General features: G+C 72.5%; 22 protein-coding genes. 10 read left to right on the plus strand and 12 right to left on the minus strand.

Annotation, left to right across the window (positions count from 1 at the left end):
* Positions 1–105: 105 nt before the first annotated feature.
* The 4 genes from ACZ3X1_RS19445 to ACZ3X1_RS19460 are packed head-to-tail and all read right to left on the minus strand — an operon-like array spanning position 106 to position 5303.
* Positions 106–1476 (minus strand): O-antigen ligase family protein, encoded by a 1371-nt coding sequence (locus tag ACZ3X1_RS19445; protein ID WP_467280394.1) that lies wholly within the window; start codon positions 1474–1476, stop codon positions 106–108.
* Positions 1476–3011: an exopolysaccharide biosynthesis polyprenyl glycosylphosphotransferase gene (locus ACZ3X1_RS19450; protein WP_467280395.1), complete on the minus strand. Its 1536-nt coding sequence runs from the start codon at positions 3009–3011 to the stop codon at positions 1476–1478. The genes ACZ3X1_RS19445 and ACZ3X1_RS19450 overlap by 1 nt, the downstream gene beginning before the upstream one ends.
* Positions 3008–4195 (minus strand): glycosyltransferase, encoded by a 1188-nt coding sequence (locus ACZ3X1_RS19455; RefSeq protein ID WP_467280396.1) that lies wholly within the window; start codon positions 4193–4195, stop codon positions 3008–3010. Before ACZ3X1_RS19455 ends, ACZ3X1_RS19450 begins: the two co-directional genes overlap by 4 nt.
* Before the next feature lie 19 nt (positions 4196–4214).
* Positions 4215–5303, minus strand: a complete 1089-nt coding sequence (locus ACZ3X1_RS19460; RefSeq protein WP_467280397.1) for a DUF3344 domain-containing protein — start codon at positions 5301–5303, stop codon at positions 4215–4217.
* 176 nt (positions 5304–5479) lie between these two features.
* Between ACZ3X1_RS19460 and ACZ3X1_RS19465 the strand changes: the two genes are divergently transcribed.
* The 6 genes from ACZ3X1_RS19465 (at position 5480) to ACZ3X1_RS19490 (ending at position 8479) form a co-directional block, all read left to right on the plus strand.
* Positions 5480–5617, plus strand: coding sequence for a hypothetical protein (locus ACZ3X1_RS19465; protein ID WP_467280398.1), 138 nt, complete (start codon positions 5480–5482; stop codon positions 5615–5617).
* Positions 5611–5730 (plus strand): chaplin, encoded by a 120-nt coding sequence (locus ACZ3X1_RS19470; protein WP_467280399.1) that lies wholly within the window; start codon positions 5611–5613, stop codon positions 5728–5730. The genes ACZ3X1_RS19465 and ACZ3X1_RS19470 overlap by 7 nt, the downstream gene beginning before the upstream one ends.
* Before the next feature lie 118 nt (positions 5731–5848).
* Entirely contained in the window at positions 5849–6259 is a 411-nt protein-coding gene (locus tag ACZ3X1_RS19475) for a rodlin (protein WP_030031071.1), read from the plus strand.
* A gap of 240 nt (positions 6260–6499) precedes the next feature.
* On the plus strand, positions 6500–6733 hold the full coding sequence (locus tag ACZ3X1_RS19480; protein WP_467280400.1) for a chaplin: 234 nt from the start codon (positions 6500–6502) through the stop codon (positions 6731–6733).
* Positions 6734–6854: 121 nt separating this feature from the next.
* Entirely contained in the window at positions 6855–7955 is a 1101-nt protein-coding gene (locus tag ACZ3X1_RS19485; protein WP_467280401.1) for a chaplin, read from the plus strand.
* Between the two features lie 176 nt (positions 7956–8131).
* A complete protein-coding gene (locus tag ACZ3X1_RS19490; protein WP_356811838.1) occupies positions 8132–8479 on the plus strand; it encodes a hypothetical protein in 348 nt (115 codons plus the stop codon).
* A gap of 109 nt (positions 8480–8588) precedes the next feature.
* Here ACZ3X1_RS19490 and ACZ3X1_RS19495 read toward each other — a convergent pair whose 3' ends face one another.
* A complete protein-coding gene (locus ACZ3X1_RS19495) occupies positions 8589–8828 on the minus strand; it encodes a chaplin (protein WP_356811837.1) in 240 nt (79 codons plus the stop codon).
* Between the two features lie 144 nt (positions 8829–8972).
* Positions 8973–9419, minus strand: coding sequence for a hypothetical protein (locus ACZ3X1_RS19500; protein ID WP_467280402.1), 447 nt, complete (start codon positions 9417–9419; stop codon positions 8973–8975).
* A gap of 277 nt (positions 9420–9696) precedes the next feature.
* On the opposite strand from ACZ3X1_RS19500, the gene ACZ3X1_RS19505 reads away from it, so the two are divergent.
* Complete coding sequence (locus ACZ3X1_RS19505) at positions 9697–10107, plus strand: rodlin (protein ID WP_467280403.1); 411 nt, start codon at positions 9697–9699, stop codon at positions 10105–10107.
* Positions 10108–10223: 116 nt separating this feature from the next.
* Here the strand turns inward: ACZ3X1_RS19505 and ACZ3X1_RS19510 are convergent, their stop codons facing one another.
* Positions 10224–10865 (minus strand): vitamin K epoxide reductase family protein, encoded by a 642-nt coding sequence (locus ACZ3X1_RS19510; RefSeq protein WP_467280404.1) that lies wholly within the window; start codon positions 10863–10865, stop codon positions 10224–10226.
* Between the two features lie 192 nt (positions 10866–11057).
* On the opposite strand from ACZ3X1_RS19510, the gene ACZ3X1_RS19515 reads away from it, so the two are divergent.
* Complete coding sequence (locus tag ACZ3X1_RS19515; RefSeq protein ID WP_467280405.1) at positions 11058–11828, plus strand: DUF6227 family protein; 771 nt, start codon at positions 11058–11060, stop codon at positions 11826–11828.
* Positions 11829–12090: 262 nt separating this feature from the next.
* On the opposite strand, the gene ACZ3X1_RS19520 is transcribed toward ACZ3X1_RS19515, so the two are convergent.
* Positions 12091–13653: an MFS transporter gene (locus ACZ3X1_RS19520; protein ID WP_467280406.1), complete on the minus strand. Its 1563-nt coding sequence runs from the start codon at positions 13651–13653 to the stop codon at positions 12091–12093.
* A gap of 63 nt (positions 13654–13716) precedes the next feature.
* On the opposite strand from ACZ3X1_RS19520, the gene ACZ3X1_RS19525 reads away from it, so the two are divergent.
* Positions 13717–14685 (plus strand): helix-turn-helix transcriptional regulator, encoded by a 969-nt coding sequence (locus tag ACZ3X1_RS19525; RefSeq protein ID WP_467280407.1) that lies wholly within the window; start codon positions 13717–13719, stop codon positions 14683–14685.
* Positions 14686–14785: 100 nt separating this feature from the next.
* Here the strand turns inward: ACZ3X1_RS19525 and ACZ3X1_RS19530 are convergent, their stop codons facing one another.
* Positions 14786–15763, minus strand: a complete 978-nt coding sequence (locus ACZ3X1_RS19530) for a sigma-70 family RNA polymerase sigma factor (protein WP_356811830.1) — start codon at positions 15761–15763, stop codon at positions 14786–14788.
* Between the two features lie 576 nt (positions 15764–16339).
* Here ACZ3X1_RS19530 and ACZ3X1_RS19535 point away from each other — a divergent pair.
* Positions 16340–16984, plus strand: coding sequence for a Uma2 family endonuclease (locus ACZ3X1_RS19535; RefSeq protein WP_467280409.1), 645 nt, complete (start codon positions 16340–16342; stop codon positions 16982–16984).
* On the opposite strand, the gene ACZ3X1_RS19540 is transcribed toward ACZ3X1_RS19535, so the two are convergent.
* From ACZ3X1_RS19540 to ACZ3X1_RS19550, 3 genes are all read right to left on the minus strand, one after another.
* Positions 16981–17799, minus strand: a complete 819-nt coding sequence (locus ACZ3X1_RS19540; RefSeq protein WP_467280410.1) for a dioxygenase family protein — start codon at positions 17797–17799, stop codon at positions 16981–16983. The two genes, ACZ3X1_RS19535 and ACZ3X1_RS19540, sit on opposite strands and share 4 nt — an antisense overlap.
* 119 nt (positions 17800–17918) lie before the next feature.
* On the minus strand, positions 17919–19457 hold the full coding sequence (locus tag ACZ3X1_RS19545; RefSeq protein WP_356811827.1) for an MFS transporter: 1539 nt from the start codon (positions 19455–19457) through the stop codon (positions 17919–17921).
* 39 nt (positions 19458–19496) lie between these two features.
* Positions 19497–20249, minus strand: a complete 753-nt coding sequence (locus tag ACZ3X1_RS19550; protein ID WP_356811826.1) for a TetR/AcrR family transcriptional regulator — start codon at positions 20247–20249, stop codon at positions 19497–19499.
* Between the last annotated feature and the right edge of the window lie 170 nt (positions 20250–20419).

A 20419-nucleotide genomic window follows, 5' to 3' on the forward strand; every position in this document is an offset into this window, starting at 1 on the left:
CGGCGGAGCCGAAGGGGCGCGGATCGCCGGGCGGGGGCGGCGGGACACGGGTGGGGCCCGCCCCGGCCGGGGGGCCGGGGGCGGGCCGCCAGGGCGTGGTGCCCGTCACCGGCCGCTCGGGCTCTCGGGGGCCGGGCCCCCGCGCAGCGGACCCGCATCGCCCGGGGAGGGCAGCGCCCACCAGGCCGCCAGGCCGATGATCACGCCGGTCAGGACGGTGGACGGGCCGCCGATGTCCGCGTAGAGGAAGTCGGTCAGCTGCCACACGAACAGCCCGGTCGCGATCAGCCCGCAGTCCCGCATCCGCGCCCCGGCGCCGGAGGCGAGCCTCCGCAGCCCGGCGACCAGCAGCGCCGCCCAGGCGCCCACCAGCGCGATCAGCCCGATGAGGCCCTGCTCGCTGAGGATCAGCAGGTACATGTTGTGCGGGGAGAGCAGCGGCTGGCGGATGTACGCCTGCCCCGCGCCGGCGGTGTCGCTGCCGGAGGAGAGCCCGAGCGAGGCGTGGCCGTCGCGGTGGGCGGGGAAGCCCTTGAGCCCCACGCCCGCCGCCGGCCGTTCGCGCCACATCGACTCGGCGGCGGCCCACATCGTGTAGCGGTCGGTCACCGACTGGTCGGGGGCGCTGGAGACCTGTGTGATGGAGGTCAGTCGCTCGGCGACCATCTCGGAGCCGACGCCGAGCCCGGCCACCAGGACCACCCCGGCGGCGGCCAGCGCGGCGAGGACGGTGAGGGCCCGCCGGATCCCGGCCAGCGCCATCACCAGCAGCGCCGCGCCGAGGGTGGCGATCCAGGCACCCCGGCTGAAGGACAGCACCAGCGGCAGGACGAGCACCAGGGCGCAGCCCGCTGCGATCCGCCGCAGGCGGGGCGGCAGTCCGGGGGCGAGTGCGGCCGCGGCCGCGACGACCAGCCCGTAGGCGACGACCGTGGCCATGCCCATGACGTCGCCGGGGCCGAAGGTGCCGACGGCCCTGATGTCCTCGCCCTGGTAGGAGGCGCCGGTGTGGGTCGCGTACTGCACGACCCCCACCGCGCCCTGGACCAGCGCCAGGACCACGAAGCAGCCGGCCGCGATCCGGAACTCCCGCGCGTCGCGGACCAGCAGCACCACCGCGGCCGGGACGAGCACGAAGACCTGGAGGTAGCGGACGAAACCCGGGAGGGCGGCGTACGGGTCCCCCGCGGTCACCGTCGCGACCGCGAGGCCGACGGCCGGCGCCCCGAGGACGAGGACCCCCAGCGGGGTCAGTGCCCGTACCCGGCCGCGCAGCGCCTGCACGGCGCAGACGAGGACGAGGAGCAGCGAGGCGGCGTCGGCCGGGCCGACCTTGCCGGAGGCGGTCGCGTCCCCGGCCGGGAGCGGGGCCAGCAGGAACAGCACGGTCGCGGCGAGCGGCAGCAGCGGCCAGTGCCGTCGCAGCATGTCCGGTACGTCCGGCCGGGCCCAGTGGCCGGGGGCGGCGAGGCTCATCAGCTGCCCCCCAGCCGGAAGCGGAAGAAGGAGGCCGCGGTGCGGGCGAGGATCCACAGGTCCTGCCACAGCGACCAGGTGTCGATGTAGTGGTTGTCGAAGCGGGCCCGGTCCTCGATGGAGGTGTCCCCGCGCAGGCCGTTGATCTGGGCGAGGCCGGTGATGCCGACGGGCATCCGGTGGCGGGCCTCGTAGCCGGGGTGGACGGTGGAGAACTTGGCGACGAAGAAGGGCCGTTCCGGGCGCGGGCCGACCAGGCTCATGTCGCCCCGGACGACGTTCCACAGCTGCGGCAGTTCGTCGAGGGAGGACTTGCGCAGGAAGGAGCCCACCGGGCTCATGCCGCGGTCGCCCGCCACCGTCCAGCGGGTGGCGGCCTCGTGCGCGTCGGCGCGCAGCGTCCGGAACTTCAGCAGGGTGAAGGGGCGCCCGTACAGGCCGACCCGCTCCTGACGGAAGATCACCCCCGGCCCGTCCCAGAGCCGTACGGCCGCCGCGCAGAGCAGCATCACGGGCGCGGCGGCGACCAGGGCGACGAGGGCGAGTGCGGAGTCGATCACGCGCTTGGCCCAGCGCTCCAGCGGCCGGGCCGGGCGCGGCAGCAGCGGCTGGACGGCGTACCCCCACAGCTGGTCGGCGGGGTGGGCCAGCCGCATGCCGGTGACCTTGGCGGTGCCGGCCGGGTCCGCGAGCCACAGCCGGCAGCCGTGGTCGTGGAAGAGGCGGACCAGGGAGGCGGTGCGCTCGTCGGCTTCGGGCGGCCGGGTGAACACCGCGTGCCGGACGGAGTTCTGGATGACCGCGCGCCGGATGTCCTCGTGGGTGGCGAGGAGCGGTAGGGCGCCGGTGCCCGCGTCGGCCGCGGCCGCGGTGTCGGCGAGCCCTACCGGGCGCAGACCGAACTCGGGGCGGTTGTGCAGGGCTGCGGCCACCGCGCTCGCCCCGGCGCCGGGTCCGACGACGAGGGTGGAGGCGGGGTGGCGCAGGGCCGCGCGGCGGTGCAGCTGGTTGGCGACGCCGCGGCCCGCGCAGACCAGTACGGCCTGCAGGCACACGGCGGTCAGCAGCGCGCTCCAGCCCATGGCGCGGGCGGGGGCCAGGGCCGCCGTGACGGCGGCCGCCGCGCACCACAGGACAGCGGAGCGCGCCACCAGCGCGGGCAGTTCGAGGAGGGCGGAGGGGGCGAGCCGCGGCCGGTACAGGCCGGCCTGCGCGTGCAGTGCGACGAGCAGGGCGGGCAGCGCGGCGACGGCGGGCACGGCCGCCAGGGCGGGCAGGGCCGGTGCGGGCAGGGTGGCCGCGGTGAGTACGGCGGCCAGCGTGTCGGCGGTGAGCAGGGGCAGCACCCGGCTGCGGCGGCGGACGCGCCGCGGACGTGCGGCGGACCGGGCCTGCTCGGCCCTGGGCCCGCGCGGCGGGTGGATGGCGGTCGCGGAACGGCGGGCTGCCGCGTGGGGCGCGGGCGCGAAGGCGCTGCCGCCGGGCCCTGTGCCGCCCTGCCCGGTGTGCCGGGCGGGTGCGCTGTCCATCGTCATCGGCTGATGCGCTCCTGGTTCGAGGGCCGGGGCCTGCTGAGCAGTTCGTGGTACAGGCCGCTGACCGCGTCCGTGGTCCGCCGCACGTCGAAGTCGGTCCGGGCGTGCTGCCGGGCCTGGTCCCCGAGTTCGGCGAGGAGCCGCGGCTCGGAGAGCAGCCGCCCCAGGGCCTTGGCCAGTGCCGTCGGGTCGTCCGGCGGTACCAGGCACAGGCGTCCCTGGCCGGGCGGCAGGCTCTCCCGGGCTCCGCTGACGTCGGAGACCAGGACCGGTCGGCCACAGGCCATGGCTTCGAGCGGGGCGAGCGCCATGCCTTCCCACCGCGACGGCAGTACAACGAGATCGGCGGCCCGAAGCCACGGTCGGATGTCGGCGGCGGCGCCCGCGAAGTGCACTCCGGGCGGGGCCGCGCGCCGCAGCCGTTCGGTGTCGGGGCCGTCGCCGACGAGGGCGAGGCGGGCCGTGGGGACGGTCGCGAGCACCTCCGGCCAGGCCCGCAGCAGGGTGTCCTGGCCCTTCTGCGCGCAGATCCGGCCGGCGCAGACCGCGAGCGGCCCGTCGGCCGGGAAGGAGGACGGCAGCGGCAGGGCGGCGCGGGACTCGGCCCGGTCGCGGCCGGGGTCGGGTGCGCCGGGCCGGAAGTGGGCGAGGTCCACCCCGTTGCGGATCACCGTCCAGTGGGCGGTGATGCCCGCGGTCTCGCCCGCGCGGCGTTCGGCCTCGCTGACGCAGAGCACCCGGTCGGCCCAACGGGCCCCGTACCGCTCCCAGCGCAGGGCGAGAGCGGCGGTGGCTCCGCCGACGGCGTCGAAGGACCAGGCGTGGGGCTGGAAGACGGTGGGCAGCGACCCGCGCGCGGCGAGCCGTCCGGCCAGTCCGGCCTTGGCGCTGTGGGCGTGCAGGAGGTCGGGCCGGACGCGGCGCAGCAGCCCGCGGGCGCCGGCGAGTTCGGCGGGCAGGCGGGGGCCCGGGGACCGGCCGGCCCGCCAGGTGAACACCTCCGCCCCGGCGGACCGGGCCGCGCCGCCGAGCGTGCCGCCGGGCGGGCATCCGACGACGGTGCGGATGCCCTCGGCGGTCTGTGCGCGGACGAGGTCGGTGACGACCCTGGCCACACCGCCGTCGACGGGCTGGACGAGATGGAGGACGGTCGTGGGCTGTGCCGCCCGGGAGTACGTGGGCACGTGGAGTGGTCTCCTGCGTTCAGCGGCGCGCGTCTGTCTGAACGAAGAGCACACCGAGGAAATGACCCTGACTTTCGCCCGTGAACGTGAAGTTCAGGCTGCGGGCGCCACCGGACAGGGCGGGACTCAGGTCGAAGATGTCCGCGTCATATCCGAGATTGTTCATATAATCTGGCTGCCGTACGAACGGCTGACCTCCGAATTCCGTGATCGAGGAATTCATAACATCATTGAAAGGATTTTCTGCGTCGTTGAGGCTCACTCGGCGCCCGCTGTCGGCCGTCACGATGAGTGAGTCCCCGAGGGTTCCGCGGTCCCCGTCGTACCCGACCACTCCGACCTTGCCCGCCGCGCCGGCCGGCGCGTCCAGGCCCTCGATCCCGACCGCCGCGTCGCCGGCCCGGGCGGCGAGCGACTCGAAGCCCTCCCACAGGGAGATCCGGCGCAGCGGCTCCCGGGGGTGCTCGTAGGCGACGACCAGCGTCCAGCCGCCCCAGGCGCCGACCTCGGAGTGGCCCATGGCGATGTTCAGCTGTGAGACCGTCCACATCCCGGCACCGCCCTTGCGCACCAGCGGCGTCACGTCCGCGGATGCCTGGTAGGCATCGCTGCCCGCGTCCGTGCGGTGACCCATCACCGTGTCGGCGAGGACCTCCTTGTACGCCCCTCCCGGCTCGGCGACCAGCACCCGGCCGTTGTCCTCCGGCGGCTTCTGCTCGCCCACCCGCAGGTTCCCGCCCCAGTAGAGCCGGGCGTAGGAGACCTTCGCGCCCTGGGGGACCTTGAGCTCGGCCCGGGTGGAGTTGTAGGTGTCGGGGTCCTTGTCGACCTCGCTGTAGAACATCTCGAACTCGCTGTTGACCCCTGCCGCACCCCGCTTGACCTCGGCGCACGGCTCCGCCTGCGGGGACTTCTCCTTCCGGCAGCTGATGCCGGAGTTGGAGGCGCGGACCAGCCCGCCGTGCTGCACGGCCTGGTAACGCTGGGTGAACGGGACCCGGGGCAGCTCCTTCGGGGCGGGCGCGGCGGCGGCCGCGGGAGCGTTCACGGAAAGCGCGAGGCAGGACAGCAGGCCGAACGCCCCGAGGATTCTGCCGGAGGAACCCATGACCCCGTCTCCATTTTTCGATCAAGGGGGACAAAACAGGAGTGAACTTTGTCAGAAATCGGGCTGGAAATCACGCCGGACTCGCCCGTACGGCCTTTTGGGCGATGGCGCACACCCTCACAACGGGCGGGTCGTTATGAGGTGCACCATTGTTCGAACCGAAAGGAAATACGCAGATGAAGAAGGGGCCGGCGCGCGGCACCACCGTCGCCGCCGCGGGTGTCGCCGTGCTGACGGGCGGCGCGGACCTCGCTTCCGCGCACGGGGCGGCGCGACGGCCGACGGCCTCGCCGCCGGCTCCCCGGCCGTGCTGAGCGGCAACCTCGGCCAGTTCCCGGTCCGCGTGCCGGTGAACGTCTGCGCCCTCACCGTCAACGTGGTCGGCGCACTGAACCCCGCGTTCGGCAACACCTGCGTGAACGCCTGAACGTCAATCGCGCCCCCCGAAACGGCTGCATCCGAGTGAAGCCACGCAACCCGAGCCGGGTCTCGGCCGTTGATCCAGATGCTCCGCTACCGGGCAATCCTGCAAAAAAGGGACGACAATGATCAAGAAGATGATGGCCTCGGCCGCGGTTGCCGCCTCGGTCGTGGGCATGGGTGCCGCGATGGCGCCGCAGGCGATGGCGGTCGGCAACGACAACGGCATCAACACCGTCAACGGCAACAACTCCGCGCAGATCTACGGCAACCAGGCCACCTACGGCAACATGAGCCCGCAGATGGCGCTCATCCAGGGCTCCTTCAACAAGCCCTGCATCGCGCTCCCCGCGAAGGCCAACGTCCAGTCCGTGCTGGCCCTGGTCAACGTCGGCGTCCAGGACATCCCGGTCCTGTCCAGCCCGCAGAACCAGCAGTGCACCGAGAACTCCACCCAGGCCAAGGGCGACGAGGCTCTCTCGCACATCCTCAGCAACATCCCGGTCCTCTCCGGCAACGCCTCCGCCGGCAGCTGACCGCTCCCCGCGCACGCGAGGCCGTCGCACCTTCGGGTCGCGGCGGCCTCGCCGCATATCGGGCGGGACCGCATCAGGGGAATTGGCGGCGCAAATAGCCAGAAGACCGGCCGCCGGAATTCGTGCGGAGCATCGGGGTGAATTACCGGACCGCCGCCGAAAAGGCGCGGTTTCTTTTGCCCCGGCGGCTCGTTGTTGATTCTGCAGCGGAGACGCCTCTGCGGAAAGGATCGAAACGAAATGACGTACAAGAAGGCAGTTGTGCTGGCCGCCGGCGCTCTGATGGCAGCTGGTGCCGCCTCCCCCGCCATGGCCGACGCCACGGCCGACGCCACGGCCGCGGGCTCCCCGGGTGTCCTCTCCGGCAACGCCGTCCAGGTCCCCGTCAACATCCCGGTCAACGTCTGCGGCAACAGCGTGAACATCGTCGGGCTGCTGAACCCCGCGTTCGGCAACACGTGCGTCAACGCCTGACGCAGTGCGTGCGCCCGGAAGGGCAGACCTCCTCAGAGGCGGCCTCGCAGTGCACGGCGGTGCACTCCGAGGCCACCTCCGATTCACCACCGGCGCCTGCCGGTAGACAGGGTAAGGACCCATGCGACAGGTACTGAGCCGACAGGTTCTGGGCAAGGGCATGCTCACGGCGGCAGCCGCCTCGAGCCTGCTGTCGATCGCGACCGGTGCGGCCTGCGCGGCTTCCGGGACGGCCGAGGTCTCGCATTCGCCGGGCGTGCTCGCCGGCAACAGCGTCTCGGTACCGATCACTCTCTCGCCGAACGTGTGCGGCAACAGCGTGGACGGGGGCGCGGCGCTCAATCCCGCGATGGGGAACACCTGCGCCACCGGCTCCGGCGCGCACACCGACGAGGGCCACGACTACGGGCGCTACCTGAGCCCCGAGCACGCCGAGGCCTTCGAGCGCTACCTCGACGAGCGCCCGGGCCGCCACGCCGTCCCGGAGCAGCGCCAGGAACCGCGGCGCTACGAGGTGCCGCGGCAGGAGGTGCCGCAGCAGCAGGCCCCCCGGAAGGAGGGGCCACGCCACGCCAAGCCGCGCCACGAGGAGCCGCGCCACGAGGGCGGCCCCGGCGGATCCGGCGAGCAGCAGCAGGGCCCGGAGGAGGAGTGCGACGACCACCCCGCACCGCCCCCGCCGGCGCACCACGCCCCGCCCGCGCCCGAGCACCCGCATCCGATGCCGGAGCCGGTGGAGGACCACCCGGTCCCGCTGCCCGGCCCGGGGCCGGTCCAGGAGGCGCCCGCACCGCCCGCCGAACACCCCGTACCGCTCCCGGCGCCCGCACCCGCCCCGCAGCCCCCGGCGGAGGAGGTCCCGCACACGCTCCCCGCCCCGGCGCCCGGGCCGGGCCCCGTGGTCGAGGAGGGGGCGCCGCCCGCGCCGCCCCGCGGCAGCCACCCCGTGGAGCGCCCGGCTCCGGCCTCCGGCCCGGAGGCCGCCCCGCCCGCGGACCAGCCGCCGGCCGCCCCCGGCGGCGACACCCCCGTACACCTGCCGCCGGCTGCGGCGCCGGCGCCCGCGCCCGCGCCGCAGCCGGCTCCTGCTCCGGCCCCCGCCCACGTCGGCGCGCCCGTGCTGGCCGAGACCGGCGCGGGCCAGCCCGCGGCCGCGGCGGTGCTCGCCTCGGCCCTGATCCTGGGCGGCGCCATTCTGTACCGGCGCTCGCGCGTCGCCTGACCGGCGATACCGGTAATCGGAAGAAATGTCGGCCGGAGAATCCCTCGTCGGATTCTCCGGCCGCTGTCATGTACCCGCGCTCCGTTTCCACGGCGCCCGGTAATCGTTACGCATGGCGAAAGCGGCGCGCCGGTCGCCGCTGACGCCTCTGTCCACGAAAGAAGAGGATTTCGATAATGAAGCTCACGAAGGTCGCCGCCGTCGTCGTCGGCTCCGTCGCCGCCCTCGGCGCCTCCGGTACCGCGTTCGCCGCCGAGCCGGCCGCCGCGATGCCCCCCATGAGCCTGACCGGCGGGGTGACGCAGACCCTGGATGCCGTCGCGCCCGTGACCGAGAACCTTCCGCAGACGGTGGGCAACGGGCTGGCCGAGCAGGGGGACACCGTCAACGGGGTCGTGGGCACGGCCCAGAAGGTCAACAAGGCCCGCAACGACGTGCCCGGCACCGTTCTCGGCCTCGCCAACGGCGCCACCCAGGCGTCCCCGATGCTGGGCGGCGTACAGCTCAACGGCGGCAAGGGCTGAACCGCCCCGGCCAGGCTCCGGCCGGCCGGGTTTCGTCCGGCACCTGCCGACACGACTGTGGGCGCCACCGGCAAGGCCGGGGCGCCCACGGTCAGTTGTGCAACCGACCTCAGGTGTTGACGCAGGTGTTGCCGAACGCCGGGTTCAGCAGGGCGATCACGTTCACGGTGTTGCCGCAGACGTTGACCGGGACGTGGACCGGGACCTGCACCAGGTTGCCGGAGAGGACGCCGGGGGAACCCACGGCCGCGCCCTCGGCCGACGAGTCGGCGACGGCGGAGCCGGCGGCACCGGCCGCGGCGAGACCAGCGGTGGCCAGGACCAGGGCGGCCTTCTTGGCAGAGTTCATGGGAAGTGCACCTTCTGTTCGACGTTCCGCCCCGCTCCGGGGCTCACACCGAGCGAAACGGTCCACATTCCCAGACGACACGGTTCTGCGCACGATCTGACCTGTTCGGCTCAATCGCCGTCACCGTGTTGCCGTTCGGGGCCGTTACGGGACGGCGGGGAGCTGGAAGTCCGGGAGTTCGACCTCGGGGACCTCCACGTCGGGGACCTCCGGTACGAGTTCCACGGGAGCCGCCGGATCGGGCAGCGCCGGCGGCGTGAGCGGAGGCAGCTGCGGGACCTCGACCCCCGGGATCTCGGGCAGTTGCACCCCCGGGACGCTCGGCAGGTTGATCTCCGGGAGCTTGATCTCGGGCAGCTTGATCTCCGGGATCCTGATGTCCGGCAGGGTCACGCCCGCCGGGAGCAGCGCCTTGATCTGCTCCAGGAGGCCGTTGACGAGGTCGTCGATCGGGCCGGCCGGCGCCGCCTTGGACACCGCGCCGGAGCCCGAGTCGACGGCGCTCGCGGGGGCCGCCGCGCCGGTCAATATGACGACGGCGAGCGCCGAGGGGACGAGGAGGCGGGCGCGGGACGGCTTGGTGCGGTGCATGGGGGTTCCTTCGCGTGGGGACACGGGGGACACGGGGACGGACCCGGACGGGCCGCCCCTCACTCACCGTGCGAACACCTCTTTCGGAGCGCAACAGGAGCCGGCGCGGCTGGGGTCGCGTACGGGCTTCGCGCACGTGTCCGCAGGCGGCTCACCCGGGGTGGGGAAAACTTCGCGGCGCGCGGGCCGTTTGAGTGAAGCAGCGGAACCAACCTCCTGACCGGGCAGTTGATCAGGGCGCTCCATCAGCGGGCACTCGTGCGACAAAAGGATCAAGATGTTCAAGAAGTTCATGACCGCCGCCGCGGTTTCCACCGTTGCCGTCGGCGCGGGCGCTGCTGCCGCGGCCCCGGCCATGGCCATCGGCAACGACAACGGGGTCAACACCGTCAACGGCAATGGTGCCCAGCAGATCTACGGCAACCAGAAGACCCACGGCGACCAGAGCCCCCAGCTCAGCCTGGTCCAGGGCTCCCTGAACAAGCCCTGCATCGGCCTGCCGGCGAAGGTCAACGCCCAGTCGCTGATCGCCGCGCTCAACATCGGCGTCCAGGACATCAACGTGCTGTCCAACCCGCAGAACCAGCAGTGCACCGAGAACTCCACCCAGGCCAAGGGCGACGAGCCGCTCTCCCACATCCTGGACAACATCCCGATCCTGTCCGGCAACGGCTCCGTCGGCAGCTGATCTCCGCTCCCCCCGCCCCGCGCGGGGGTCCGGGCCGACGAGCCCGCCCAGTGATGTGACAGGGCCCCGGCAGCGTCCAGCTGCCGGGGCCCCCGCACGTGCCGCGCACGCGGCGGTCAGCCGGTCCAGAAGTCCCACCACCGGGTGAGGACCAGCATCCCGATCACCCCGATGTGCAGGGCGGGCGGGGCCCAGCCGAACTCGGTGAAGAAGACCCGCAGCGGGCCGGGGGCGGGGAGCACGCCCGTACGGACGTTGTGCGCGGTGACCGCCCAGAACATCAGCAGGGTCGCGACCCAGGCCAGGCAGCACCACAGGCAGAGCGCGTTGATCTCGTAGAGCGACTGGACCATCAGCCAGCTGCAGAAGCCCACGCCGAGGACCGTCCCGGCGTTCAGTCCGAGCCAGAACCAGCCGCGATAGCGGGCGCCCGCCAGCAGGCCCGCGCCGACGCAGACGACGACGGCGTAGGCGACCAGTCCCAGCATGGGGTTGGGGAAGCCGAAGGCCTGTGCCTGCTCGCTCTGCATCACGCTGCCGCAGGAGACCACCGGGTTGAGACTGCAGGCGGGCTTGAAGTCGGGGTCCTCCAGCAGGAGGAACTTGTCCAGGGTGATCACCCAGGACGCCAGCACCCCGGCCCCCCCGGTGACGGCAAGCAGCCACGCCAAGCCCCTTGGGGCCGCGTCCCGTTGGTCCTCGTGGCCGCTTCGGGGCCGACTCTGTTGGCGCGGGACGTCCACTGTATTCGTTGCCATGTGGCCCATAGTCCCCCGCTTCCACCCAGAGCGGGTCCAACCATGCCCAGCCGTACGCAAGTTGACCTGAAGGTGTGGCGGGAACCGCCGATGCTTCCCGGACGTTTTACCGAACCCCGGACGTGATGTCAGAGCCAGGGGTTACGTTGAGCTTCCGCGAAGTGACAAGCTGCGACGGCCTGGAGACCCACCTTGAGCGATCCGTACGAGACAACCGAGGCGCACCTCGACCGACTCCTCGGCCGCGCCCTCAACTCCTTCGACCTGCCCGACCGGCTGGTCGAGCGCCTCGGCACGGCGCTCGCCCACAGCTCTTCGCTCTGCACCACCCACCACAACCCGGCGGCGGGCGTCTGGCGGGAGACGCGCCGGCACACCTATCTGCTGGCCGACGGCGGCTCGGTCTCGCTGTGGGAGCTGTCGTACCGGCTGGAGGGCGACCGGACCGTGCGGCACGAGGTGTTCGCGGGCAGGGCGGAGACCTGCCTGGCGGTTGCCCGGCTGTTCGGCGAGGCCGCCGCCGGGGCGGTCCCCGATCCGCTGCCGCTCCCGGGTGAGGAGGAGCACGACGACGACCCGGCGGTGCTCGGCTCGCTGTTCGCCGCCCCGGAGCCGCCGGCCCGGCCCTGGGAGTACGCGGTGGAGGAGTCCGCCGACCACGCCCGGCGGGTGCTGCGCCGCGCGGAGAACCCGGACCGGCCCGGCGAAGAGGTGGCGGCGCTGCTGCGGTCGGCGTACGCGCACCACATCACGCAGGCGTTCGGCACGCGGCAGTTCCTACCGAACGGGCGGGGCGCGGGCTTCCACCTGTACGAGCACGCCTTCGTGCTGCTGGACGGGACCGAGCTGAGCCTGTGGGAGGTCGAGCACACGGCGACGCCCGACGGGCGGCACATGTGCGAGGTGTACGAGAACGAGGCCGCCGCGCGCGGGGCGATGGAGCTGCGCGCCCGCGTCGGCTGAGCCCCCTCCCCGCCCCCGGCCGCGTCAGGGCGTCCCGGGTTCGGCGAACCGGTCCGGGCAGCCGGTCCGCGGCCCGCGCCGTGGGCCAGGCCGGAGCAGAGGGCGCCGGGTCCGTCGGCCGCCGGCGATCAGGAAGCCGGCCAGGGCGGCTGCGCCCGAGCCCACCGTTTCGCGGGCGGCCAAAGAAAAGCGGACATGCCCGCCCCTGGCGGGCGGGCATGTCCGTGGAAGAAGGCGAGGCCGGGGCCTGGGCGGACACGACCTAGAGGGCGGGCACCTTCTCCGGGGTGCTGCCCGTGTGTTCGGCGGCGCCTTCGCGCTCCTCCATCGGGATCGCCTTGCGCGGCAGCATGAACATCACCACGGAGATCACGACCAGCACGCCCACGACCCACCAGAGCGCGCCGCGGAAGGCCTCGACGTAGGGGGAGCCGAAGGCCATGTCGTCCTCGATCAGCCCGAAGAAGACGACGGAGGTCAGGGCGAGGCCCAGCGCGTTGCCCATCTGGCCGGTGGTGTTGATCAGGCCGGAGGCCGAGCCCGCGTCACGGCGCGGCACCTCGGACAGCGTGGTGTCGTTGAGCGGAGCGACGATCAGGCCCATGCCGACGCCCATGAGGACCAGCGGGGCGGCCATCTGCCAGGAGGCTATCTCCATGCCGTAGTGCTCGGACTCCCAGATGTAGAGGATCAGGCCGGCGGCCATGACCAGGGCGCCCGCCTGGAGGACCTTGCGGCCGAAACGCGGGACGAGCTTCTCGACCGAGAGGCCCGCGGCCACGGAGACGGCGATGGAGAAGGGGATGCCGGTGGTGCCCGCGCGCAGGGCGCTCCAGCCGAGGCCCATCTGCATGTAGAGCGTCCAGACCAGGAAGAAGATGCCGGTCGCGATGCCGAACGTCAGCTGGACCGCGATGCCGCCGGCGAAGCTCTTGACCTTGAAGAGGGAGAGCTCGACGAGCGGGGAGCCGTCCTTCTTGATCTTGTACTTCTCGTACGCGATGAACGCGGCGAAGACGAACGGCGACGCGATCATGCAGACGAAGCCCCACAGCGGCCAGCCGTTCTCCCGGCCCTGGGTGAGCGGGAAGATCAGCATGACGAGGGCGAGCGTCGCGAGGACGACGCCGACCAGGTCCAGCCGCAGGGCCTGGGGGGCCTTGGACTCGCTGATGAACTTGCGGCCCAGGATCACGCCCGCGATGCCGACGGGCAGGTTGATCAGGAAGATCGGGCGCCATTCGAGGCCGAAGAGGTTCCACTCGGTGAGCAGCGCGCCGAGCATGGGGCCGGAGACGGCGCCGAGGCCCACGATCGCGCCGAACATCCCGAAGACCTTGCCGCGCTCCTGGGGCGGGAAGGTGACGTGGATGATGGCCAGTACCTGCGGCACCATCATGGCGGCCATGGCGCCCTGGAGGATGCGGGAGGCGACGAGCATGGCCGGGTCGGCCGCGATTCCGCAGAGCAGCGAGGCGGCGGTGAAGCCGGATATGCCGATGAGGAAGAGGCGCTTGCGCCCGTAGATGTCACCGAGACGGCCGCCGGTGATGAGACCCGCGGCGAAGGCGAGCGCGTAGCCGGCGGTGATCCACTGGATCGCGCTGGTGGAGGCGCCGAAGTTCTGGCGCATGGTGGGGATCGCGATGTTGACGATCGTGACGTCGACCAGGTCCATGAAGGCCGCGGTCATCACGATGGCGAGCGCCAGCCAGCGGCGGCGGTCGGGGGGTGAGCTGGGTGCGTCGTGGGCTACGTCGTTCCGCTCTTCTTGTACGGGCCCGTTCTCTCTTTCGGGCGATGTCTTGGACGTCTCGGTGGTCATGAGGAGAAACCTAGACGGGATGTAGGTCAGTGAGTGTCCTATTTCGCTGGCAACCTGGATCACATGACCGACACACCGGCACGGCTGCTGTCCCTGCTGTCCCTCCTCCAGACCCCGCGCGAGTGGCCCGGGAGCGAGTTGGCGGAGCGGCTGCGGGTGAGCTCGCGGACCATCCGGCGCGACATCGAGCGGCTGCGGGAGCTCGGCTACCCGGTGGAGGCCACGCTCGGCGCCGAGGGCGGCTACCGCCTGGTGGCGGGTGCGGCGATGCCGCCGCTGCTGCTCGACGACGAGGAGGCCGTCGCGATCGCGGTGGGGCTGCGGGCGGGTGCCGGGCACGCGATCGAGGGGGTCGAGGAGGCCTCCGTACGGGCCCTGGCGAAGCTGGAGCAGGTCCTTCCGTCGCGGCTGCGGTACCGGGTGGGGGCGCTGCAGTCGGCCACGATCGCGCTGACGCGCGGGGACGGGGCCAGCGTGGACCCCCGGACGCTGACGACCATGGCGTCGGCGGTGGCGGGACCGGAGCGGCTGCGGTTCGCCTATCGGGCGCGCGACGGGGCCGAGTCGCGGCGGCTGGTGGAGCCGTACCGGCTCGTCAGTACCGGCAGCCGGTGGTACCTGGTCGCCTACGACATGGAGCGGGAGGACTGGCGGACCTTCCGGGTGGACCGGGTGGCCGAGGCGTTCGCGACGGGCGCCCGGTTCGCGCCGCGGGAGCTGCCGATGGACGCGCAGGAGTTCGTACGGCGGGGGCTCGGCTCGCACGGCACGCAGGCGTACGCGGTGGAGGTCGCCTTCGAGGCGGGGGCCGCGGAGCTGCCGGAGTGGCTGCGGGCGGACGCCGTGCCGGGCGGGGGGACGCCGACCGTGGTCCGTTTCGACAGCAGGGACGCGCCGGAGTGGCTGGCGGCCCGACTGGCCCTGACGGGCCTGGCCTTCACGGTGCGGGAGCCGAGATCCCTGGCGGAGGCGGCCCGCACGCTGGGGGCACGGCTGAGCGGGGCCGGCTCCCTCGCGGGGGCGGACGGGTAGCGGGACGTGCAGTGGCGGGCCGGGCCACCGGGCAGGGGGAGCCCCGGCGCCTGGGGGGGATAGGCACCGGGGCTCGTACAGGGGGCTCGACGGCGGGTGGCTAGGCGACCGCGTCGAAGCCGGTGTCGCGCGCCATCCGCTTCAGCTCCAGCAGGGCGTGCTTCTCGATCTGGCGGATCCGCTCGCGGGTCAGGCCGTGCTGCTTGCCGACCTCCGTCAGGGTCCGCTCGCGGCCGTCGTCGATCCCGTACCGCATCTTGATGATCGACGCGGTGCGCTGGTCGAGCTTGCCGAGCAGGTCCTCCAGCTCCTCGCTGCGCAGCAGCGAGAGCACGGACTGCTCGGGGGAGATCGCCGAGGTGTCCTCCAGGAGGTCGCCGAACTGCGTGTCGCCCTCGTCGTCCACCGACATGTTCAGGCTGACCGGGTCTCGCGCCCAGTCCAGTACGTCGCCGACGCGCTTCTCCGTCGAGTCCAGCTCGGCGGCGATCTCGGCGTGCTCCGGCTCGCGGCCGTTCTCGCGGTTGAACTCGCGCTGGATCCGGCGGATCCGGCCGAGCTCCTCGACGAGGTGGACGGGGAGGCGGATGGTGCGCGACTGGTCGGCGATGGACCGGGTGATCGCCTGGCGGATCCACCACGTGGCGTACGTGGAGAACTTGAAGCCCTTGGTGTAGTCGAACTTCTCCACGGCGCGGACCAGGCCGGCGTTGCCCTCCTGGATCAGGTCGAGGAGGGGCAGGCCGCTGCGCGGATAGCGCCGGGCGACGGCGACGACGAGGCGGAGGTTGGAGCGGATGAAGACTTCCTTGGCCCGCTCCCCTTCGGCGGCCAGCGCCTCCAGTTCCTCGCGGGTGGGGGTGTCCCCGTCGCGCTCTGCCGCGCCTTCGAGGATCTGCTGGGCGTAGACACCGGCCTCGATGATCTGGGAGAGCTCCACTTCCTTGGCGGCGTCGAGGAGCGGGGTGCGCGCGATCTCGTCCAGGTACATGCCGACCAGGTCGCGGTCTGCGATCTCCCCGCCCACAGCGCGTGCGCTGCTCGTGGACTGACGGCGGGCGACGGCGCGGGTTGCCATGCGTGCTCCCTTGCGATGAGTTCGGTCGCGGTGCGGCTGCCGGACGGCCACCGGTGCTGCGGTGGTGCGCCCTCGGACACTCTCCCGAGTGCCCGCTTCCGAAGGAAACAACGACTGGAAACGGGACAGAATTCCCACGCTGGTCCCTCTTTTTCGAGATCTTGCAGTATGCTGCCCCGCCACGAGACGGGGTCGTATACCGCGGGTCCTCGAAGAGGTGCAGGTCAGACCCGGAACGAGGGCCGATCCGACGCCACCTCCAGGACTCGTGCGGCCACCAGTCCGTGAGACGGCCGTCACGCTCGGCGCACCGCGTTCACTCCGGGACAGCATCGTTCCCGACTGCACTCCCACCCTGAAGACGACCCCCACCGGCTTCCGGTTGCCTGGACTGACGATCGAGTGCCCGAATACCCCGGAACCGGCTTTTTACGCCCACAACCGCGCGGAGTCGGCCACCCGCCCGGGTGACACGCGGGCATATCCCGGTGGCACAGGACACCATTTCCGTAGCGTCCGGGCGTCGCTTGTGCCGCCCGGTCGGCGACGCCCACACTGATGAGGAGGTGCTGAACCATGACCGCTCTCGCACACGAGACGCAGGAGGCTGCGATGTCGAAGGTCACGACTTCCCCGTCGGACCTCGACGACGCCCTGTGGCAGGCGTGGAAGGCCATCGAACTCCCCGAGGGCTACCACGCCGAGATCGTCGAGGGGTTCATCGAGGTGTCACCCACGGGGCGCTACGCACACAGCCGGATCGTCAATCGCCTGCGGGACCGGCTCGTCCTCCACCTCGCCCAGAGCGAGTTCGCCGCCTGGCAGGACACGAACGTCATCCGCCGTCGCAAGGTCTGGATCCCGGACCTCTTCGTGGCGCGGGAGGACGCCGAGGAGCACGTCACCGAGGACGGGCTGGGCATCGACGCGTCCGCCGTCCGGCTGATCGTCGAGGTCGTCTCCCCCGGCAGCGACGGCATCACCCGCCACCGCACCCGCAAGCGGCGCGAATACGCCCGGGCCGGCATTCCCGTCTACGTGCTCATCGACGACTTCGACGAGGGCGGCACCATCACCGTACTGTCCTCTCCCGACCCGGAAGCGGCCGTTTACGCCGACGAGGTCCGGGCCGCATACCGCGCGGGCGTGACCCTCTCGGACGGGCCGGCCAAGGGGTTCACCATCGGGGAGGAGATCACCGGACCGGGCCGGGCGGACTAGCCGAACTGGAGGCTGCGCTTCGAGAGGCCCATCCAGAAGCCTTCCACCGGGTCGCGGCGGGTCGTGAGGTCGCCGGCGGCTTCGGCCGCGCCGAGGGTGACGAAGAGCGGGGCGAAGTGTTCCGTACGGGGATGGGCCAGGCGGCCGGAGGGGGACTTGGCCTCGAAGTCGAGCAGCGAGTCCAGGTCGCCGGCGGCCAGTGCCTCGCGGCCCCACGCGTCGAACTCCGCGGACCAGGCGGGGACGCCCGGGCCGGTGTGGCGCAGCGCGGCCAGGTTGTGGGTGAAGAAGCCGCTGCCGACGATGAGGACGCCCTCGTCGCGCAGGGGTGTGAGCTTGCGGCCGATGTCCATCAGGCGGCGCGGGTCCAGCGTCGGCATGGATATCTGGAGGACCGGTATGTCGGCCTCCGGGAACATCTCCACGAGCGGGACGTACGCGCCGTGGTCCAGGCCGCGGTCCGGGATGTCCTGGACCGGGGTGCCGGGGGCCCGGAGCAGCGCCCGGACCGAGGCGGCGAGCCGCGGGGCGCCCGGGGCGTCGTAGCGGACCCGGTAGTAGTGCTCGGGGAAGCCCCAGAAGTCGTAGACCAGCGGGGCGGGTTCGGTGGCACCGAGGGCCAGGGGGGCCTCCTCCCAGTGGGCGCAGACCATGAGGACCGCCGTGGGGCGGGGCAGCTGCGCCGACCAGGCGGCCAGCTCGCCCGGCCAGAGCGGGTCGTCCGCGAGCGGCGGCGCCCCGTGGCTGAGGTACAGCGCCGGCATGCGCGTCCCTCCGGTGGCCATGGGGGCCTGGGGTGCGGGGGCCGGGGTCATGGGGCGCTCCTCCGTCGTCGTACAGGGCTGCCTCGAAAAGACTAACCCCGCTTGGTTCAAATTTGAACCAAGCGGGGTGTCCAGTCATTCCCGCGGGCCCGCGGCCGGAGCTCAGGGGCTCAGTGGGCGATCACCGGGACCTTGAACCCGGCGTCCTCGGCGGAGCCGGACCCGGAGGCCACCGGGTCGCCCGCACCCGGACGGCCGGTGTTGATCAGCGTCAGGGCGATGGCCGCGCTGGCGGCCAGGATGCCGACCGCCCACCAGATGGCGGAGGCGTAGCCCTCGACCATGGCCTGCGCCTGCACCAGCTGGGCCGCGGCGCCGCCGCCGGCGGCCTCGGCGGCGTGGTCGGTCAGGTACGCCGTGGTGGCCGATGCGGCGATGGTGTTCAGCAGCGCCGTACCGATGGCGCCGCCGACCTGCTGCGAGGTGTTGACCATGGCGGAGGCGACACCGGCGTCGGCCGGGTTCACCCCGTGCGTGGACAGGGACATGGCCGGCATGAAGGCCGTGCCCATGCCGAGGCCGAGCAGCAGCTGCGCCGGCAGGATCAGCGCCGGGTACGAGGAGCCGACCTCCAGCTGGGTCAGCAGCAGCATGCCGGCTGCGGCGACCAGGAAGCCCGGGCCCATCAGCAGGCGCGGTGCGACGCGGGTCATCAGGCGGGCACCGATCTGGGTGGAGCCCAGGATCATGCCCGCGATCATCGGCAGGAAGGCGAAGCCGGTCTTGACGGGCGAGAAGCCCTTGACGACCTGCAGGTAGTAGGTGAGGAAGAGGAACAGGCCGAACATGGCGATGACGGCCAGGCCGAGCGAGAGGTAGACACCGCCGCGGTTGCGCTCCAGCAGGACGCGCAGCGGCAGCAACGGGGACTTCACCTTGGACTCGACGAGGACGAACGCCGCCAGCAGGACCGCCGAGGCGACGAACATGACCACGGTGACCGCGTCCGACCAGCCCGCCGACTCGGCGCGGGTGAAGCCGTACACGAGGGCCACGAGACCGGTGGTGGACAGGACCACACCGGGGATGTCCAGCGGGGCGCTGTTGCGGGAGCCTGCGGGCTCGCGGATGACCATCCAGGCACCCACGGCCGCGACGATCGCGAACGGGATGTTGACGAAGAAGGTCCAGCGCCAGTTGAGGTACTCGGTGAGGACGCCGCCGAGGATCAGGCCGACGGCGCCGCCGCCGCCCGCGATCGCGCCGTAGATGCCGAAGGCCTTCGCGCGCTCCTTGGCGTCGGTGAACATCACCGCGAGCAGGGAGAGGGCCGCCGGTGCGAGGAGCGCGCCGAAGGCGCCCTGCAGGGCGCGGGCGCCGAGCATCATGGCCTCGCCGTTCGCGGCGCCGCCGAGCGCGGAGGCCAGGGCGAAGCCGATGAGACCGACGACGAAGGCGTTCTTGCGGCCCCACTTGTCGGCGATGCGGCCGCCGAAGAGGAGCAGTCCGCCGAAGGCCAGCGCGTACGCGGTGATGACCCACTGGCGGTTGCCGTCGGAGATGCCGAGGTCGGTCTGGGCGGAGGGGAGGGCGATGTTCACGATGGTCGCGTCGAGGACGACCATCAGCTGGGCCAGGGCTATGAAGACGAGCGCCTTCCAGCGGCTGGGATCGGCAGCCGACGGGGGTGTCGCGGCTGTTTTCGGCATGGGGATACCCACTTCACTGTGCGGAATGACTGAAAAAGGCTAGTTCGTAAGCTTTGGCGGTGTCACAGGGTTTTTCAGCGTCAGGTCTTCCAAAGTGGCCGCCGAACCGGGGAGTTCGGAGTGGGCCGGGGCCCGCAGCCCGTCGAGGAAGAGCTGGAGATGGCGGTGGGCGAAGGTGTCGGTGTCGAAGCAGGCGGTGCCCGGGAGGGGGCGGCTGAGCTGGGACAGGGCGACCATCAGGTCGCCGGCGCCGATGTCCGCGCGGACCAGTCCGGCCTCCTGGCCGGCGGCCAGCAGGGTGCCGACGGCCGCCGCCAAGGCGGTGCGCGCCGCGAGGAGTTCGGGGTGGTCGCGGTCGAAGCCGTCGGCGAGCATCGGGCACAGGGCGCCGATCCGCTCGTCGGCGGCGGTGTGCGTGAACCGGCACAGCGCGGCGAAGGCGTCGGGCTCCTCGGCGAGGGAGGCTTCGGCCGAGGCCGTGACCCGCTCCGTGGTGAAGAGCACGACGTGGTGGACGAGGGTGTCGCGGTCGGGGAAGTGCCGGTAGAGGGTGGCGTTGCCGATGCCCGCCCGGCGGGCCACCTCGTCGAGGGGGGCCGCCGAGCCGAATTCGACGAAGGCCTCGCGGGCCGCCGCCAGGATCCGCTCGCGGTTGCGGACGGCGTCCGCGCGAGGTCGCGGAACGGCGCCCTCGCGGGAGGCGCGGGAGCGGCCGGCCTCCGGGACCGCCGGACCCGCGGCCGCCTTCGGGGCGGGCGGGGCCGCCACGGCGGTCGTGGTGGTGCGCTTCATCGCGGGGCCTTTCCGGGGCGGTGACGAACGGATCGGACGGGCGGGCCGACTCGCCAACCGGGGAGCCGCTCCCCGCTTGGCGGGACTCACGTACAAACGGGGAACGGCTCCCCGGTTATTTCACCCTTCCGTGTGAGCCGGGTCACGCTGCCGAGGGCCGCCCTTCACCG

Source organism: Streptomyces sp. NPDC023541, from assembly GCF_055559995.1.

Coding starts and splice junctions, on each gene's coding strand:
- ACZ3X1_RS19445 (WP_467280394.1), bottom strand. CDS start 1,476: ATGAGCCTCGCCGCCCCCGGCCACTGGGCCCGGCCGGACGTACCGGAC.
- ACZ3X1_RS19450 (WP_467280395.1), bottom strand. CDS start 3,011: ATGACGATGGACAGCGCACCCGCCCGGCACACCGGGCAGGGCGGCACA.
- ACZ3X1_RS19460 (WP_467280397.1), bottom strand. CDS start 5,303: ATGGGTTCCTCCGGCAGAATCCTCGGGGCGTTCGGCCTGCTGTCCTGC.
- ACZ3X1_RS19465 (WP_467280398.1), top strand. CDS start 5,480: ATGAAGAAGGGGCCGGCGCGCGGCACCACCGTCGCCGCCGCGGGTGTC.
- ACZ3X1_RS19475 (WP_030031071.1), top strand. CDS start 5,849: ATGATCAAGAAGATGATGGCCTCGGCCGCGGTTGCCGCCTCGGTCGTG.
- ACZ3X1_RS19480 (WP_467280400.1), top strand. CDS start 6,500: ATGACGTACAAGAAGGCAGTTGTGCTGGCCGCCGGCGCTCTGATGGCA.
- ACZ3X1_RS19485 (WP_467280401.1), top strand. CDS start 6,855: ATGCGACAGGTACTGAGCCGACAGGTTCTGGGCAAGGGCATGCTCACG.
- ACZ3X1_RS19490 (WP_356811838.1), top strand. CDS start 8,132: ATGAAGCTCACGAAGGTCGCCGCCGTCGTCGTCGGCTCCGTCGCCGCC.
- ACZ3X1_RS19495 (WP_356811837.1), bottom strand. CDS start 8,828: ATGAACTCTGCCAAGAAGGCCGCCCTGGTCCTGGCCACCGCTGGTCTC.
- ACZ3X1_RS19500 (WP_467280402.1), bottom strand. CDS start 9,419: ATGCACCGCACCAAGCCGTCCCGCGCCCGCCTCCTCGTCCCCTCGGCG.
- ACZ3X1_RS19505 (WP_467280403.1), top strand. CDS start 9,697: ATGTTCAAGAAGTTCATGACCGCCGCCGCGGTTTCCACCGTTGCCGTC.
- ACZ3X1_RS19510 (WP_467280404.1), bottom strand. CDS start 10,865: ATGGCAACGAATACAGTGGACGTCCCGCGCCAACAGAGTCGGCCCCGA.
- ACZ3X1_RS19520 (WP_467280406.1), bottom strand. CDS start 13,653: ATGACCACCGAGACGTCCAAGACATCGCCCGAAAGAGAGAACGGGCCC.
- ACZ3X1_RS19525 (WP_467280407.1), top strand. CDS start 13,717: ATGACCGACACACCGGCACGGCTGCTGTCCCTGCTGTCCCTCCTCCAG.
- ACZ3X1_RS19530 (WP_356811830.1), bottom strand. CDS start 15,763: ATGGCAACCCGCGCCGTCGCCCGCCGTCAGTCCACGAGCAGCGCACGC.
- ACZ3X1_RS19535 (WP_467280409.1), top strand. CDS start 16,340: ATGACCGCTCTCGCACACGAGACGCAGGAGGCTGCGATGTCGAAGGTC.
- ACZ3X1_RS19540 (WP_467280410.1), bottom strand. CDS start 17,799: ATGACCCCGGCCCCCGCACCCCAGGCCCCCATGGCCACCGGAGGGACG.
- ACZ3X1_RS19545 (WP_356811827.1), bottom strand. CDS start 19,457: ATGCCGAAAACAGCCGCGACACCCCCGTCGGCTGCCGATCCCAGCCGC.
- ACZ3X1_RS19550 (WP_356811826.1), bottom strand. CDS start 20,249: ATGAAGCGCACCACCACGACCGCCGTGGCGGCCCCGCCCGCCCCGAAG.